The sequence below is a fragment of the Amycolatopsis sp. NPDC049688 genome, from assembly GCF_040674975.1.
Lineage (GTDB): Bacteria > Actinomycetota > Actinomycetes > Mycobacteriales > Pseudonocardiaceae > Amycolatopsis.
This window is the reverse complement of record NZ_JBFANY010000003.1, coordinates 601955-617658: the sequence shown is the minus strand read 5'-3', so window position 1 is coordinate 617658 and position 15704 is coordinate 601955. Positions and strand designations below refer to the sequence as shown.

The 15704-nt window shown below is 73.3% G+C and carries 14 protein-coding genes; 8 read left to right on the top strand and 6 right to left on the bottom strand.

The window, feature by feature from the left end; translation table 11 throughout:
- Positions 1-20: 20 nt before the first annotated feature.
- From AB0J55_RS13860 to AB0J55_RS13845, 4 genes are all read right to left on the bottom strand, one after another.
- Positions 21-1388 carry a PfkB family carbohydrate kinase gene (locus tag AB0J55_RS13860; protein ID WP_364247488.1) on the bottom strand — a complete coding sequence of 456 codons (1368 nt, stop codon included), beginning with the start codon at positions 1386-1388 and terminating at the stop codon, positions 21-23.
- The gene (locus tag AB0J55_RS13855) at positions 1385-1945 is read right to left on the bottom strand and encodes an SIS domain-containing protein (protein WP_364247485.1); all 561 of its coding nucleotides are present in this window, start codon (positions 1943-1945) and stop codon (positions 1385-1387) included. Before AB0J55_RS13855 ends, AB0J55_RS13860 begins: the two co-directional genes overlap by 4 nt.
- Positions 1945-3618 (bottom strand): carbamoyltransferase C-terminal domain-containing protein, encoded by a 1674-nt coding sequence (locus AB0J55_RS13850; RefSeq protein ID WP_364247482.1) that lies wholly within the window; start codon positions 3616-3618, stop codon positions 1945-1947. The genes AB0J55_RS13855 and AB0J55_RS13850 overlap by 1 nt, the downstream gene beginning before the upstream one ends.
- A gap of 112 nt (positions 3619-3730) precedes the next feature.
- A complete protein-coding gene (locus tag AB0J55_RS13845) occupies positions 3731-4681 on the bottom strand; it encodes a UDP-glucuronic acid decarboxylase family protein (RefSeq protein ID WP_364247479.1) in 951 nt (316 codons plus the stop codon).
- 86 nt (positions 4682-4767) lie between these two features.
- Here AB0J55_RS13845 and AB0J55_RS13840 point away from each other — a divergent pair, with 86 nt between their 5' ends.
- The 3 genes from AB0J55_RS13840 to AB0J55_RS13830 are packed head-to-tail and all read left to right on the top strand — an operon-like array spanning position 4768 to position 7357.
- Positions 4768-5625 (top strand): polysaccharide pyruvyl transferase family protein, encoded by an 858-nt coding sequence (locus AB0J55_RS13840; RefSeq protein ID WP_364247476.1) that lies wholly within the window; start codon positions 4768-4770, stop codon positions 5623-5625.
- Positions 5622-6488 carry a glycosyltransferase gene (locus AB0J55_RS13835; RefSeq protein WP_364247474.1) on the top strand — a complete coding sequence of 289 codons (867 nt, stop codon included), beginning with the start codon at positions 5622-5624 and terminating at the stop codon, positions 6486-6488. The genes AB0J55_RS13840 and AB0J55_RS13835 overlap by 4 nt, the downstream gene beginning before the upstream one ends.
- Positions 6467-7357, top strand: a complete 891-nt coding sequence (locus tag AB0J55_RS13830; RefSeq protein WP_364247472.1) for a glycosyltransferase — start codon at positions 6467-6469, stop codon at positions 7355-7357. The genes AB0J55_RS13835 and AB0J55_RS13830 overlap by 22 nt, the downstream gene beginning before the upstream one ends.
- 54 nt (positions 7358-7411) lie before the next feature.
- On the opposite strand, the gene AB0J55_RS13825 is transcribed toward AB0J55_RS13830, so the two are convergent.
- Together AB0J55_RS13825 and AB0J55_RS13820 are read right to left on the bottom strand one after the other, a co-directional pair.
- Positions 7412-8620 (bottom strand): glycosyltransferase family 1 protein, encoded by a 1209-nt coding sequence (locus tag AB0J55_RS13825; RefSeq protein WP_364247470.1) that lies wholly within the window; start codon positions 8618-8620, stop codon positions 7412-7414.
- 23 nt (positions 8621-8643) lie between these two features.
- Positions 8644-9585, bottom strand: coding sequence for a glycosyltransferase (locus tag AB0J55_RS13820; RefSeq protein WP_364247467.1), 942 nt, complete (start codon positions 9583-9585; stop codon positions 8644-8646).
- A 90-nt stretch (positions 9586-9675) separates the two neighbouring features.
- Between AB0J55_RS13820 and AB0J55_RS13815 the strand changes: the two genes are divergently transcribed.
- From AB0J55_RS13815 to AB0J55_RS13795, 5 genes are all read left to right on the top strand, one after another.
- Entirely contained in the window at positions 9676-10290 is a 615-nt protein-coding gene (locus AB0J55_RS13815) for a DUF47 family protein (protein WP_364247465.1), read from the top strand.
- A complete protein-coding gene (locus AB0J55_RS13810; protein WP_364247462.1) occupies positions 10291-11286 on the top strand; it encodes an inorganic phosphate transporter in 996 nt (331 codons plus the stop codon). It abuts the gene before it with no gap.
- Positions 11287-11356: 70 nt separating this feature from the next.
- Entirely contained in the window at positions 11357-12541 is a 1185-nt protein-coding gene (locus tag AB0J55_RS13805) for a zinc-dependent alcohol dehydrogenase (RefSeq protein ID WP_364247459.1), read from the top strand.
- Between the two features lie 21 nt (positions 12542-12562).
- Entirely contained in the window at positions 12563-14587 is a 2025-nt protein-coding gene (locus AB0J55_RS13800) for a CocE/NonD family hydrolase (protein WP_364247456.1), read from the top strand.
- Positions 14588-14621: 34 nt separating this feature from the next.
- On the top strand, positions 14622-15695 hold the full coding sequence (locus AB0J55_RS13795; RefSeq protein WP_364247453.1) for an NAD-dependent epimerase/dehydratase family protein: 1074 nt from the start codon (positions 14622-14624) through the stop codon (positions 15693-15695).
- Positions 15696-15704 lie beyond the last annotated feature (9 nt).

The window sequence follows — 15704 nt, the reverse complement described above, 5'->3', positions numbered from 1 at the left end:
TCCTTCGGAGTCGGAGGGGGTCAGGCACTGGCCGCCGCGGCGACCAGGCGGGAGGTCGAGTAACCGGGCACGGTCGGGACGAGCACTACCTCACCGCCGTGCCGTTCGACGACCGCGCGTTCGGGCAGGTCGGCGGCCGCGTAGTCGCCGCCCTTCACCCACACGTGCGGGCGGAGCTTCTCGAGCACGGCGGCGGGGGAGTCTTCGTCGAAGACGGCGACGGCGTCCACAAAGGACAAGGCGCTCAGGAGCCGGGCCCGGTCGCGGTCCCGCACCAGCGGACGGCCGGGTCCCTTGAGGGCCCGCACCGACGCGTCGGAATTGAGGCAGACGACGAGCGCGTCGCCGAGGGCACGGGCCTGCCGCAGCAGGCTGACGTGCCCGGGGTGCAGCAGGTCGAAGCAGCCACCGGTGGCGATCAGCCGGCCACCGCCCTCGCGGACCCGTTCGGCGAGGCCGAAGGCGTCGGTCGCCGGCTGGGGATCGGGAATCGGGCCGTCGTTCGTGGACAGCGCGGTCGCGCCGCCGGCGGCGACGAACCGGGCGGCCGCCTCGACCGCCGTCGCGACGGCTTCGGTGACGTCCGCGCCGCCCAGCAGGGCCGCGGTGGCCGCGGCGGCGAACCGGTCGCCCGCGCCGCAGGTGTCGGGCGCGGTGTGCCCCGGGGTCCGCGCCGCGGCGGGCACCGGGATCGCCGTTTCGCCGAGACCGTCTGCCAGCACCGCGCCGCGGGCGCCGACGGTGACCGCGACCGCGTCGGCGTGCCAGTGGCCGCGCAGCAGCTTGGCGAGCTCGGCCGGTTCCTCGTGCCCGGCCAGCACCGCGCGGGCCTCGGCGAGGTTCGGCGTGACGAGGTCGGTGCCGGGCACCGGCTGCGCGCCGCGGGGGTGCGGGTCCCAGACCACCGGGATCCGCTCGGCGAGGTCACGCAGGAGCCGGCGGACGTCGGAGTTGCGGGTCAGGCCGCGGCCGTAGTCGGCGACCAGGATCGCGCCCGCGTCTTCCAGGACCTCGTGCACCCGCGCGGGCAGCGGATCGGCGGTCGCCGTGCCGTCGCCGGAATCCAGGCGCAGCAACGACTGCCCGCCCGCGCGGATCCGGGTCTTGCACACCGTCGTGCCGCGCAGCGGCAGCGGCAGCACGGTGACGTCGGGCTCGAGCAGCCCGGTGAGCGCGTGGCCGCCTTCGTCGTCGCCGAGGGGCGTGACCAGCACGACCTCGGCCGCGGACCGCGCGGCGAGCAGCGCGGCCAAGCCGGCGCCGCCGGGGCGGCGGCGCCGGGCCGTCAGGTCGACCACCGGCACCGGCGCCTCCGGGCACAGCCGTTCGGCGGTGCCTTCGGCGTCGACGTCCAGCAGCGTGTCGCCCAGGACGACCAGCGGCTTCACGCGGTTACCCCGAGCGCGTCGTCGAGCGCCGCGCAGAGGCCGTGCACCAGCGCCAGGTGCATTTCCTGGACCGTCGCGACGGTGGGCGCTTCGACCGTCACCGCGTCGTCGCACAGGGCGGCGAGGGGGTTCGGGGCGGGCCCGGTCAGCGCCCACGTCGTCACACCGAGTTCGTGCGCGGCCTTCGCCGCGGCGACGACGTTCTGGCTGGTACCACTGGTGGACAGGCAGACCAGGACGTCGCCCGGCCGCCCGTGCGCGCGCACCTGGCGGGCGAAGACCTCGTGGTCGCCGTAGTCGTTGACGATGGCCGTGGTCGCGGAGGTGTCCGCGTGCAGCGCGATGGCCGAGAGCGGCTGCCGTTCGTGGCGGAACCGGCCGACGAGCTCGCCGGTGAGGTGCTGGGCCTCGGCGGCGCTGCCGCCGTTGCCGCAGGCGAGCAGCCGGCCGCCGGCCTCGAACACGCCGGCGAGGTGCCGTCCCCACGCGACTATCTTGGGGGCGGATTCGCGGGTCCGGCTGGCGGCTTCGGCCAGCGCGGCGAGATGGTCTTCCATCACGGCACCTCCTTCTCCTCCGGCGACGCCGCGCCGGTCCGGGTGGGGCGGGGACGCCGGAGCACGAACGGCCCCAGCGCGAGCAGGTCGATCGGGGCGGAACCGAAGCATTCGAGCGCGTCGCGGGGCGAGTCGACCATCGGGCGGCCCGCGGTGTTGAGGCTCGTGTTGATCACGACGGGCAGGCCGGTCCGGCGCTCGAAGGCGGCCAGCATCCGGGCCAGCACCGGGTTTTCGCGTTCCTCGACGGTCTGCACGCGGGCCGTGCCGTCGACGTGCGTGACGGCCGGGATGCGGTCGCGCCAGGCTTCGGCGACGTCGTGCACGAACAGCATGTACGGGCTGGGCAGCGGGCCGCGGGTGAAGATCTCGGCCGCACGCTCGGCCCGCACCATCGGCGCCACCGGCCGGAACTGCTCCCGGCCCTTGACGTCGTTGAGGCGCTCCAGGTTCGCCTTGCGGCCCGGGTGGGCCAGCAGCGACCGGTGCCCGAGCGCCCGCGGCCCGAATTCGGCGCGGCCCTGGAACCAGGCGATCACTTCGTCGTTCGCCAGCGCCTCGGCGACGGTTTCGGCGAGGTCGTCCGGTCGTTCGTAGGGCAGCTTCGCCTTGATCAGGATTTCCTCGAGCTCGTTGTCGGTCCAGCCGCGCCCGAGACCGGCGTCGCCCATCGGCGCACCGCGTTCCCCGGCTTCCGCGGCCAGCTGCAACGCCGCGCCGAGTGCGGTACCCGCGTCCCCGGCGGCGGGCTGCACCCAGATGCGGTCGAACGGGCCTTCGGCGTGCAGCCGGCTGTTGGCCACGCAGTTGAGCGCGATCCCGCCCGCCATCGCCAGATCGCGCTGGCCGGTGGCGTCGTGCAGCCAGTCCGCGAGTTCCAGCAGGATGTCTTCGAGGACTTTCTGGACACTCGCCGCGAGATCCGCGTGGCGCTGGGTGAGTTCTTCGCCGGGGCCGCGGCGCGGGGCCAGCGCGGCGAGGTCGACGCCCGACGCGTGGAAGCCGCCGTCGCCGGTGACGTGGACGTGCTCGCAGAGTTCGTCGAGGAACTCCGGCTTGCCGTAGGAGGCGAGCGCCATCACCTTGTACTCGTCGCTGGACCGCGCGAACCCGCAGTGCTCGGTGAGGTCTTCGTAGAGCAGCCCGAGCGAGTGCGGGAGCCGTTGCGCCGCCAGCTCTTTGAACCGGCCGTCGCGGTATTCGCCGGCCAGGTAGGACGTGCTCTCGCCGCGGCCGTCGGCCACGAGCACGGCGCAGTCGCCGAACGGCGCGGCGAGGGCGGCCGACGCGGCGTGCGCGACGTGGTGCCGGACGAACTTCACGATGCCCGGGTCGAGACCCGGCAAAGCGGACTTCAGGAACAAGGGGGCCCGCTGGGCGAACTCCGTCCGCAGCTCCTCGCCGCTCGGGTCGTGGCCGGGCAGGCCCGGTTCGACCAGCGCGGGGTCGTAGGAATAGCCGACGGCGTCGAGGTCCTTGGCGGACAAACCCGCCTGCGCCAGGCACCAGGCGGCGGCCTGGGCGGGCTGCTCCCAGGTGGAGAACGGCACTGCCTGCTTGCCGTGCTTGCGGCGGCTGAAGCGTTCTTCTTCCGCCGCGGCCACGATCTCTCCGTCCACCACCAGCGCTGCGGCCGGGTCGTGGAAGACGGCGTTGATCCCGAGTATGCGCATCGACCTGCCTCTGGCGTTCCGGTGCGGACTCGTGAGGCCCGCTCTCGCCTATAGCGCTACCCGCCGAAGTCGTTGATAAACGATCGCGCGCAAAAGCCCTGGGCGTCGCTACTCAGCGCGACGGCGCGCGGCGGAACCACGCCGCAGTGCGACGGAGACCGTCGTCGGCGTCGATCTTCGGTTCCCAGCCGAGGACGTCGCGGGCGAGGGTGATGTCGGGGCAGCGGCGCTGCGGGTCGTCGACGACGGCGTCGACGTATTCGATCGGCGAGTCCGACCCGGTGATGTCCTTGATCCGTTCCGCCACCTGGCGGACGGTCAGCTCGTGCGGATTGCCGATGTTCACCGGCCCCGGGTGACCGGACCGGGCCAGGGCCAGCAGGCCGCGGACGGTGTCCTCGACGTAGCAGATGGACCGCGTCTGCTCTCCGGTGCCGGTGACCGTGAGGGGTTCGCCGCCCAGCGCCTGGTCGAGGAACGCCGGGATCATCCGGCCGTCGTGGGCCCGCATGCCGGGTCCGTAGGTGTTGAAGATGCGCGCGATGCCCGTGTTCACGCCGTATTCGCGGCGGTAGGCCGACGTCAGCGCCTCGGCGTAGCGCTTGGCTTCGTCGTAGACGCTGCGCGGCCCGATCGGGTTGACGTTGCCCCAGTACCCTTCGCGCTGCGGGTGTTCCAGCGGGTCGCCGTAGACCTCGCTGGTCGAAGCGAGCACGAACCGGGCGCCGTCGCGGCGGGCCAGGTCGAGCGCGTTCTCGGTGCCGTACGAGCCGGCGCGCAGGGTTTCGAGCGGCAGGGCCAGGTAATCGCGGGGCGAAGCGGCCGATGCCAGGTGGAACACGACGTCGGCCCGGCAGTTCAGCGGCATCGGCTGGGTGACGTCGTGGCGCACGAACCGGAACCGGTCGTGGCGGCGCAGGTGTTCCAGGGTCTCCGCCGAGGACGTCGCGAGGTTGTCCACGGCGATCACCTCGATGTCCTCTTCGAGCAGCAGCTCGCACAGGTGCGCGCCGACGAAGCCGGCACCCCCGGTCACCACCGCACGCTCGAACCGCCTGGTCATTCCCGGATCCGTCATGCCGTGGCGGCTACCCGGCCCCGGTGGGCGCAAACCCGTGTAAGGGGGTGGCGAGCGGGTACGCGACCGGCATGCGAGTTCTGCTCACGGGTTGGGCCAGCTTTCTGCACGGCGAAGCGACAGCAGGTGACGTCTTGAGCCTGAGCGCGGTCGCGGCCGTGCTGGCGGACGCGAAGATCGACCACGACGTCGCGTGGAGCCCCGGGTTCCGCCCCGGCACGCTGCACCTGCCGGACGCCCCGGCCGGGGACTACACGCACGTGGTGTTCGCCTGCGGCCCGCTGCACGGGCCGCAGGTGCGGTGGCTGCACGAGCGGTACGCGGCCTGCCGCCGGATCGCCGTCGGCGTGTCCGTGCCGGACGCGGGCGATCCGGCCGTCACCGGGTTCCACCGCGTGCTGGCGCGCGACGACCACGGCACCTCGGAACCGGACCTGTCGCTGGCCGGCGCGGTGTCGGCGACGCCGGTGCTCGGTGTCGTCCTGGCGCCGCACCAGCCGGAATACGGCGGCGCGGGCCGCCACGACGAGGTCCACGCGGGTCTGACCGGCTGGCTCGCCGGCCTCGACTGCGCCCGCGTGCCCCTGGACACCCGGCTGGCGCACGAAGACTGGCAGCGGTGCGCCACCCCGGACCAGTTCGTCTCCGCTCTGTCCAAAATGGACGCCGTGGTGACCACCCGGCTGCACGGGCTGGTGCTCGGGCTCAAGGCCGGCGTCCCGGTGGTGGCGGTCGACCCGGTGGCCGGCGGCGGGAAGGTGACCGCGCAGGGCACGGCACTGGGCTGGCCGGTCGTCGCGGCCGAGGACGCGGCGGACACCGGGGTGCTGGACGCGCGGCTGAAGTGGTGCCTGTCCCCGGACGCCGCGGCCGGTCCGCCGGTCCCGCGCCTGTCCGCGCTGGTCGACGAGCTGGCGGGGACCCGGTGACCGCGCGCACGACCGTCGTCATCGCCACCCGCAACCGCGCCGCCGAGCTGGCGCGCACCCTCCGTCAACTGTCCTCCCTGGACCCGCAGCCCCCGGTCGTGGTGCTGGACAACGCCTCCGAGGACGATACCGCCGCGGTCGCGGGCCGGCACGCGAACGTGCGGGTCATCCGCCTGCCGCACAACCTCGGTGCCGCCGCCCGCACCCTCGGCGTCGTCGTGGCCGAAACCCCGTACGTCGCCTTCAGCGACGACGACTCCTGGTGGGCGCCGGACGCCCTGGCCGAGGCGGAACGCATCTTCGACGAGCACCCGCGGACCGGCCTGCTCGCCGCGCGCACCCTCGTCGGCCCGGAGTGCCGCGACGACCCGGTGACGCCCGAAATGCAGCGCAGCCCGCTCGGCCACCCCGACGGCGCGCCCGGGCCGCTGGTGCTCGGCTTCCTCGCCTGCTCCGCGATCGTGCGGCGCACGGCGTACCTGCAGGTGGGCGGCTTCAGCCCGCTGCTCCACTTCGGTGCGGAAGAGCAGCTGCTGGCCTACGACCTGGCCGCGCGCGGCTGGGAGGTCTGCTACGTCGAGCGCCTGCGGGCCCACCATCACCCGTCCCGGTCGCGGCCGCCGTCGTCGTGGCGCCGCCGGGCGGAGCTGCGCAACCGGCTGCTGATCGCCGTGCTGCGCCGGCCGCCGCGCGTTTGCCGGCGGGAGGTGGCCCGGACGCTGGTGCGCGCCCCCGGCGCGGTCCTCGGGGCGGTGCCGCGGCTGCCGCGCGCGCTCAGCTCGCGGCGTGTCCTGCCCGCCCACGTCGAACACCAGGCCCGGACTTTGGAAAGGACCGCCGAATGGCGCGAATCTCGGTCGTGATCATCACCTGCAACCGCCGCGAGCAGCTGCGGGAGACCCTGGCGCACATGACTTCCTTACCGGAAGACCCGCCGATCTTCGTCGCGGACAACGGGTCCGCGGACGGCACGGCCGACATGGTCGCCCGCGAGTTCCCCGGGGTCCGCCTGTTCCGCCTGGCGGAGAACCTCGGCGCGGTGGCCCGCAACGTCGCCGTCGAGGAGGTGACGACACCGTACGTCGCCTTCTGCGACGACGACACCACGTGGCAGCCGGGCGCGCTCACCCGCGCTGCCGACCTCCTCGACGAGTTCCCCGCGCTCGGCTCGGTGACCGGCCGCTGCCTGGTCGAGCCCGGCCTGGCCGAGGACCCGATCACCCCGGAGCTGCGCGATTCGCCGGTGCCCGGGCCGGACTGGCTGCCGGGGCCGGCGCTGCTCGGCATCATGGCGGGCCTGACGGCGGTCCGGGTCAGCGCGTTCCGCGAGGTCGGCGGCTTCTCGACCCGGATGTGGCTCGGCGGGGAAGAGGAGCTGTTCGCCCTCGACCTGGCCGCCCGCGGCTGGTGGATGTGCTGGGTGGAGGACATGGTGATCCACCACGCGCCCTCGAAGCTGCGCGACCCGCGCCACCGCCGTCGTCTCGGTATCCGCAACACGTTGTGGACGCTCCTGCTGCGCCGCCCCTGGCCGGCGGTCCTCCGCCGCGGCCGCGACGTCCTGCGCACGGCTCCCCGCGACGCCGCCACGGCGGCGGCCCTGCTGGACGTGGCCCGCGGCCTCCCGTGGGTGCTGCGCGGCCGCCGCGTGGTCCCGCCCCACGTCGAGCACGGCCTCCGCCTCCTGGAAGCCCCCCAACGGGAGTCGAAGGCCCGCCGTTACGTCGGCTGACGCGCTCGTGAGTGAGAAACAGTGTTCTAACACTGTTTCTCACTCACGAGGCGATCAGCGGGCTTCGGCGGTGGCGGCGGTCTGGGGGACCAGCTTGTGGTACGCGCGCAGTGTGTCCGCGGCGACGCGGTCCCACGAGTAGCGGGCGACCGCGCGGTCGTGGCCCGCGGTGCCGTAGGCGTGGCACAACGCCGGGTCGTCGATCAGCCGGCGCACCCGGGACGCGAGTTCCTTCGGCTGGTGCGGGCGGACCAGCAGCCCGGTGACGCCGTCGACGACGGTGTCGGTCAGGCCGCCGACCGCGGCCGCGACCACCGGGACGCCGCAGGCCATCGCCTCCAGGGGCACGATCCCGAACGGCTCGTACCACGGCGTGCACACCACGGCGTCGGCCGAGCGCAGCAGTGCCGGCATGTCCTCCCGCGAAACCTGGCCGGGCCAGCGGACGCGGTCGCCGACGCCGAGCCGGTCCGCGAGCTGCCGCAGCCGCTGGGCCTCCGGGTCCTGGGACAGCTTGCCGCGTTCGGGGCCGCCGGCGATGACGAGCTCGGTGTCCGGCAGCTGGGCGAGCGCGGTGATCGCGATGTCGAACCCCTTGCGCGGCACCAGCCGGCCGACGGCGACCAGCCGGTGGGCCAGCCGGCGGCGGGCGACCGGCCCGTCGGGGGAGAACCGGCCGAGGTCGACGCCACAGGGGACGATCGAGATCCGGGATCGCGGCACGCCGAGGCGGGACAGCTCGAAGACCTCGTCGGAGCAGGTCGCGATCACGCGCCCGGCCTGGCGGCCGATGATCCGCTCCAGCCGGATCCGGTCGGCCGGACTGGTGTCCTGGTCACCCTGGTAGCGCTTCTTGACCACGCCGAGGGCGTGGAAGGTCTGGGCCACCGGGGTGCCGGTCGCGCTCGCGGCGAGCGACGTCGCCAGGCCCGACATCCAGAAGTGCGCGTGCGCCACGTCGGGGCGGTCGAGCGCCCATTGGTCCCGCAGGAAGCTGCCGAACTCGCCCATGTAGGGCAGGAGGTGGTCCTTCGGCTCCTTGCGCGGCGGTCCGGCGGGGACGTGCACGACGCGGAACCCCTGCGGCGTCCGGACCTCGGGCGGCTCGTCGCGGCTCTCCCGGCGCGTGTAGACAGTGACCTCGTGGCCGGCGCGCGCCAGGGCGGCCGAGAGCTCGGCCACGTGCACGTTCTGGCCGCCGGCGTCGGCTTCGCCGAGGGCGGCGAGGGGGTTGGCGTGCTCGGACACCATCGCGATCTTCATCGGTGAGGCGTTCCCTTCCCAGTTCAACGGGCCGTCTCGGCGAGGAGGTGGTCCCAAGCGGTCAAGAAGGCGTCGAGGCCGTAGTGCTTCAGAGCGTGCTCGCGGGCGTTCTTGCCGGCGAGCACGGCGAAGTCGGGCTCGTGCAGCAGCTCGCGGAAGCCGCGCGCCAGCACGGAGACGTCGGTGGAGAGCACGCCCGCGTCGTCCGGCACCGCGTCGACCGCCTCGGTGGCGGCGAAGACGACGACCGGCATCGCCAGGTGCATGGCCTCCAAAAGGGACAGTCCCAGCGACGTCCACCGGGCGGTGTGCAGGTAGACGCGGCGCCGGGCGATCTCGTCGTGCAGCTTCGGCGCCGGGACGTCGCCCAGCCCGCGCAGCGGCGCGCCGAGTTCCTCGGTCCCCATGCCGAACACGTCGACCGGGGCGGCTTCGGCGAGCGTGCCGAGCAGGTCGGCGCCGGTGACGCGCTGCCGCCGCACCGGCTCGTTGATCATCGACACGCCGGCCGCGAGCTCACCGGTGTACCGCGGCCCCGGATCGGGGATGCCGTGCGGCACCACGGTCGTGGGCGCGCGGCCGCAGTCCCACATGGCCTGGTTGAAGTGGGTCACGTGCGCGACGGTGATGTCCGAGCGGCCGGCGAGCGGGTGCTCGCTCGACGCGGCGTACGGCCGGGGCGCGTTGTGTTCCACGTAGACGGACGGCACGCCCAGCCGCGCGGCGAGGTCGAGTTCCTCGGGGCGCTGCAGGACGACGACGTCGGGCTCGGCTTCGGCGAGGCGGTCGAGCGGTACCTCGGTCACCGACGGCCAGTCGCGCCCGGCCTTGCCGAGGCCCCAGGGCCCGCCGTCGGGTGACACCGGCAGGAAGTAGTCGTGGCGGCCGCGGACGAAGGCGTCGGTCCACGAGCCGTGCACGTGCCAGAGCAGTACTCTCAGGCGCCGGGATCCGGGATCGGTCATGTTTCCTGGTTTCCCGGAGATCGCGCGTTAAACGTGCGGCCGGAGGGGGTACCCGGCTCCCGACGCCCGTGCGCCGACGAAGGGACATCCATGCGGTTCACCCCACGGGGCACCCGGTTCTTCGACCTGCTCGCCGACGCGGCGAAGAACCTCGTCACCGCGACCGCGCTGCTGAGAGACCTCGTGGCCGCCGACCCGGCCGAACGGGAACCGATCGCCAAGCGCCTGCACGAGGTCGAGCACCAGGGCGACGAGCTGATCCACACGATCATGGTCGAGCTCAACAGCTCCTTCGTGACGCCGTTCGACCGCGAGGACATCCAGGCCCTCGCCGCCAAGATCGACGACGTGCTGGACTTCATGGACACCGCGGCGGACCTGGCCGTGCTGTACCGCATCGGCGCGTTCCCGCCCGGGACGGACATCCTGGTCCGGGTGCTCTGCCGGTCCGCCGAACTGACCGCCTCCGCGATGCCCGGCCTGGCCAAGGTGGGGGAGCTCGAGCCGTTCTGGATCGAGATCAACGAGCTGGAGAACGAGGCCGACCGCGTCTACCGGCGGATACTGGCCCACCTGTTCGAGCCGGGCGGCGACGCCCTCGAGGTGCTCAAGACCAAGGAGGTCGTCGAGCAGTTCGAGCTGGCCGCCGACGCGTTCGAGCACGTGGCCGACGTGGTGCAGACCATCGCGGTCAAGGAGTCCTGAGTGACGGGGACCGCCGCCCTGGTCACCGTGATCGTGCTGACGCTCGTCTTCGACTACACCAACGGGTTCCACGACGCGGCCAACGCCATCGCCAGCGCGGTGTCGACCCGGGCGCTGACGCTGCGGGCCGCCCTGGTGCTGGCGGCGGTGATGAACCTGGCCGGTGCGCTGCTGTCCACCGGGATCGCGGCGACGGTGGCCAAGGGGATCATCGACGTCCCGGCCGGCCCGGACGCGCTCACCGTGGTCTTCGCGGCCCTGCTCGGGGCGATCACCTGGAACCTGATCACCTGGTACTTCGGGCTCCCGTCGTCGTCCTCGCACTCGCTGATCGGCGGCATGGTCGGCGCGGCGCTGGCCGCCGCGAGCACCGTGCACTGGGCCGGCATCGCGGAGAAGGTGCTGATCCCGATGGTGGCGTCGCCGCTGCTCGGGCTGGTGCTGGGCTACCTGGCGATGGTCGGCGCGTTGTGGCTGCTGCGCCGGGCGAACCCGCACCGCAGCGGCCGGGTGTTCCGCCGGTTCCAGATCCTCTCGGCGTCGGCGCTCGCGCTCGGCCACGGGCTGCAGGACGCCCAGAAGGGCATGGGCGTGATCGTGCTGGCCCTGGTGGCCGCGGGCGAGCAGTCGACGTTCGCGGTACCGCTGTGGGTGACCCTGGTGTGCGCCGCGGCCTTGTCGCTGGGCACCTATTCGGGTGGCCTGCGGATCATGCGGACCCTCGGCCGCCGGGTGTTCCCGCTGGACCCGCCGCACGGTTTCGTCGCGGAGTCCGTGGCGTCGTCGGTGTTGTACGTGACGGCGTTCGCGGTGAAGGCCCCGATCTCGACGACGCACGTGATCACCGCGGCGATCATGGGTGTCGGCGCGACCCGGCGGCTTTCCGCGGTGCGGTGGGGGATCGCGCGGGACATCGTGCTCGGCTGGGTGCTGACCTTCCCGGCCGCGGCGACGGTGGCCGCGGCCGTGTACCTGGTGGCCGATCTGCTCACCTGACGCCGCGGGTTTGTCCGCCGCCGCCCGCGGGAAGCCGGGGCGGAGACAACGCCCGCGGAAAGGGAGAGCCATGAAGGCAGTGACCTGGCACGGCAAACGCGACGTCCGCGTGGACGAGGTGCCGGATCCGAAGATCGAGGAGGCGACCGACGCGGTCATCCGGGTCACCTCCACCGGCATCTGCGGCTCGGACCTGCACCTTTACGAGGTGCTGGGTGCGTTCATGACCGAGGGGGACATCCTCGGCCACGAGCCGATGGGCGTGGTCGAGGAGGTCGGCCCGGAGGTGACGCACATCAAGCCGGGCGACCGCGTCGTGATCCCGTTCAACATCTCCTGCGGCCACTGCTGGATGTGCGAACGCGGCCTGCAGTCGCAGTGCGAAACGACGCAGGTCCGGGAGCAGGGCAAGGGCGCGGCCCTGCTGGGCTACACCAAGCTCTACGGCCAGGTCCCCGGCGGCCAGGCCGAGTACCTGCGCGTGCCGCAGGCCCACTACGGCCCGATCAAGGTCCCGGACGGCCCGCCGGACGAGCGGTTCGTCTACCTCTCCGACGTCGTCCCGACCGCCTGGCAGGCCGTCGAGTACGCGAACGTTCCGAAGGACGGCACCGTCGTCGTCTTCGGCCTCGGCCCGATCGGGCAGATGTCCTGCCGGATCGCGCGCCACCGCGGAGCCGGTCAGGTCATCGGCGTCGACCTGGTGCCCGAGCGCCTCGCCCGCGCCCGCGAACACGGCGCCACCGCGCTGGACACGCGTGACCACAAGGAAATCGGCGAGGCCATCCGCCAGCTGACCCACGGCCGCGGCGCGGACTCGGTGATCGACGCGGTCGGCATGGAGGCGCACGGCGCCCCGGTCGGCAAGCTGGCGCACACCCTCGTCGGCCTGCTGCCGCAGCCGCTCGGCGAGAAGATCACCGAGAAGGCCGGGATCGACCGGCTGAGCGTGCTCTACGCCGCCATCGACAGCGTCCGCCGCGGCGGCACGATCTCGCTGTCCGGCGTCTACGGCGGGATGGTCGACCCGATGCCGATGATGGAGCTGTTCGACAAGCAGGTGCAGCTGCGGATGGGCCAGGCCAACGTCCGGCACTGGCTGGACGACATCATGCCGGTGCTCATCGGCGACGGCGACCCCCTCGGCGTCGAGGGCTTCGCCACGCACAAGCTGCCGCTGGACGACGCGCCGCGCGCGTACGACATCTTCCAGAAGAAGCTGGACGGTGCCCAGAAGATCCTGCTGCAGCCGTAACCCCTGGGAGGGAACTGACTCTTGCGAGCCGTCACCTCGCTGCCGCACGAAATCACCGAGGAAGACCACGTCCGGATCCCGGTGTCCGACGGGACCGTGCTGTCCGCCCGCATCTGGCGGCCGGTCTCGTCGGACACCGAGCCGGTGCCGGCGATCCTGGAATACATCCCCTACCGCAAGCGGGACCTGACCGCGCCGCGCGACTCCATCCACCACCCCTACCTCGCCGGGCACGGGTACGCCTGCGTGCGCGTGGACATCCGCGGCACCGGCGAGTCCGAGGGGGTCCTGGAAGACGAGTACCTCGAACGCGAGCAGCTCGACGCCGAGGACGTCCTGGAGTGGATCGCCGCGCAGCCGTGGTGCACCGGCGACACCGGGATGATGGGGATCTCCTGGGGCGCGTTCGCCGCGCTGCAGGTCGCGGCGCGGAAGCCGCCGAGCCTGCGTGCGATCGTGATCTCGTCGTTCACCGACGACCGGTTCGCCGACGACATGCACTACATGGGCGGTTGCCTGCTCTCGGACAACGTCGCCGAGTCCGGCACGATGTTCTCCTACGCCACGCTGCCGCCGGACCCGGCCGTCGTCGGTGAGCGGTGGCGCGAGATGTGGCGGGAGCGCCTGGAGAACTGCAGCCTGTGGATCGGCAACTGGCTCGGCCACCAGCGTCGCGACGACTACTGGCGGCACGCCTCGGTCTCGGAGAACTACAGCGACATCCAGGTCCCGGTGCTCGCCTCGAGCGGCTGGGCGGACGGTTACTCCAACGCCGTCACCCGGCTGCTGGCCCACCTCGACGTGCCGCGGCGCGGGCTGATCGGCCCGTGGTCGCACAAGTACCCGCACCTCGGGGAGCCCGGCCCGGCCATCGGCTACCTGCAGGAAGTCGTCCGCTGGTGGGACCACTGGCTGCGCGGCGAGGAGAACGGCGCCATGGACGGGCCGATGCTGAGCACGTGGATGCAGGAGAGCGTGCCGCCGTCGACGTCCTACGAAGACCGGCCCGGCCGGTGGGTGGGCGAGGCGACCTGGCCGTCGCCGCACGTCGAGCCGGCCGTCCTGCCGCTGGCCCGGCACCGCCTCGGGCGGCCGGGGGAGACCTTCGAAGACGAAGCTCTGACGCTGTCGTCGCCGTTGTCGGTCGGGCAGTTCGCCGGGAAGTGGGCGTCCTACAGCGCCCCGCCCGACCTGCCCTACGACCAGCGCGAAGAGGACGGCGGGTCGCTCGTGTTCGACACCGACGTGCTCACCGAGCGCTGCGAGATCCTCGGTGCGCCGAAGGTACGGCTGGAGGTCTCGGCCGACCAGCCGGTCGCGATGGTCGCGGTGCGCCTGTCCGACGTCGCCCCGGACGGGCGGGCCACCCGCGTCACCTACGGGCTGCTCAACCTGACCCACCGCGACGGGCACGACGAGCCGGCGCCGATGGTCCCCGGTGAGCGGTGCGCCGTCGAAGTCGAGATGAACGCCGTCGCGCAGGCTTTCCCGGCCGGGCACCGGATCCGGCTGTCGGTGTCCACCTCGTACTGGCCGCTGGCCTGGCCGCCGCCGAAGCCCGTGCTGCTGAGTGTCCACACCGGACAGAGCGGGCTGGAGCTGCCGGTGCGCCCGGTCGCCGAGCCGGACGAGCTGCCGTCGCGGCCGTTCGGCGAACCCGAAGGGACGCCGCCGATCCCGGTCACTCGGGTGACGCCGGGAGAGCAGCGGTGGCGCGTTTCGCGTGACCTCGTCGGCTACGAGTCGGCGCTGGAGATCGTGAAGGACGAGGGCACCCGGCGGTTCGACGACCTCGACCTGGAGGTCACCCGGGACGTCCGGGAACGCTACAGCTGGGTCGCCGACGACTTCTGCTCGCCGGTCGCGGAAACCGAATGGGTCGTGACGTTCGCCCGCGGTGAGTGGCAGGCGCGCAGCGAGACCCGGACGCGGGTGTCCTGCACCGAGACCGAGTTCGTCGTCGACGCGCAGCTCGACGGCTACGAGGGCGCCCGGCGGATCGTTTCCCGGAACTGGCACGAACGGATCCCGCGGGACCTGGTCTGAGTTTCACCTTCGCGACACGGGGTAAGCCTTCCGGGTGCGGATCGTGATCACCGGGGCCACCGGCAACGTCGGGACGGCGCTGCTGGCCGCCCTCGACCCCGTCCACGACGTCGTCGGCCTGGCGCGCCGGCTGCCCGACACGACGGCCGAGCCGTACCGCCGGGCCGGCTGGCGCGCCGCCGACATCGGCGTCACCGGTGCGGAAGAGGAGCTGGCCGCGCTGTTCGCCGGTGCGGACGCCGTCGTCCACCTCGCGTGGGCGATCTCGCCCCTGCGCGGCGACCCGCCGATGTGGCGCACGAACGACCACGGCACCCGGCACGTGCTCGCCGCGGCGGCGGCCGCCGGGGTACCGCACGTGGTCGTCGCGTCTTCCGTGGCTGCCTACGGGCCGGCGCCCCGCTGGGCGAAGGTCACCGAGGACTGGCCGTGCGACGGCATCGCGGGCAGCGCCTACAGCCGCGGCAAGGCCGCGCTGGAAACCCTGCTCGACCGGTTCGAAGAACAGCACCCGGAGGTCCGGGTGGCCCGGATCCGGCCGTGCGCGATCCTGCACCGGCGCGCGGCCGGCCAGTTCGCGCGCTGGCTGCTCGGCCCGGCGGTGCCCGCCGGTGTCGTCGGCGGCCGCCGGCTGCCGGTTCCGCTGTGGACGGATCTGCGGGCCCAGGCGGTGCACACCTCCGACGTCGCCACCGCGATCCGGCTGATCCTCGACCAGGGGTTCACCGGACCGGTCAACCTGGCCGCGCCCGAGGTGCTCGACGCCGACGCGCTGGCCGGTGTCCTCGGCGGAAGCCGGCTGCCGGTGCCGAAGCCGCTGGCGCAGGTCGCGGCCCGGGCGGCATGGCTGGGCGGCGCGCTGCCGGCCCATCCGGGCTGGCTCGAACTCGCCGACCGCGCGGCGCTCGGGGACACGACGCTGGCGGAGACCGCGCTGGGCTGGCAACCTCGGTATGACGCCGCGTCCGCGGTCGCCGACCTGGTCGCCGGGCTCCGGTCGGGCGCGGGGGCGGCGAGCGCGCCGCTGGCCCCGCCGCGCCGCGACGGGGTCCTGGGCCGGCTCCGCTCGCTCACCCGGGTCGGGCCGAGTCACCAGTCGCAAGCCTGACCAACCGGG

Coding starts and splice junctions, on each gene's coding strand:
- AB0J55_RS13855 (WP_364247485.1), bottom strand. CDS start 1,945: ATGGAAGACCATCTCGCCGCGCTGGCCGAAGCCGCCAGCCGGACCCGC.
- AB0J55_RS13850 (WP_364247482.1), bottom strand. CDS start 3,618: ATGCGCATACTCGGGATCAACGCCGTCTTCCACGACCCGGCCGCAGCG.
- AB0J55_RS13845 (WP_364247479.1), bottom strand. CDS start 4,681: ATGACCAGGCGGTTCGAGCGTGCGGTGGTGACCGGGGGTGCCGGCTTC.
- AB0J55_RS13840 (WP_364247476.1), top strand. CDS start 4,768: ATGCGAGTTCTGCTCACGGGTTGGGCCAGCTTTCTGCACGGCGAAGCG.
- AB0J55_RS13830 (WP_364247472.1), top strand. CDS start 6,467: ATGGCGCGAATCTCGGTCGTGATCATCACCTGCAACCGCCGCGAGCAG.
- AB0J55_RS13825 (WP_364247470.1), bottom strand. CDS start 8,620: ATGAAGATCGCGATGGTGTCCGAGCACGCCAACCCCCTCGCCGCCCTC.
- AB0J55_RS13820 (WP_364247467.1), bottom strand. CDS start 9,585: ATGACCGATCCCGGATCCCGGCGCCTGAGAGTACTGCTCTGGCACGTG.
- AB0J55_RS13815 (WP_364247465.1), top strand. CDS start 9,676: ATGCGGTTCACCCCACGGGGCACCCGGTTCTTCGACCTGCTCGCCGAC.
- AB0J55_RS13805 (WP_364247459.1), top strand. CDS start 11,357: ATGAAGGCAGTGACCTGGCACGGCAAACGCGACGTCCGCGTGGACGAG.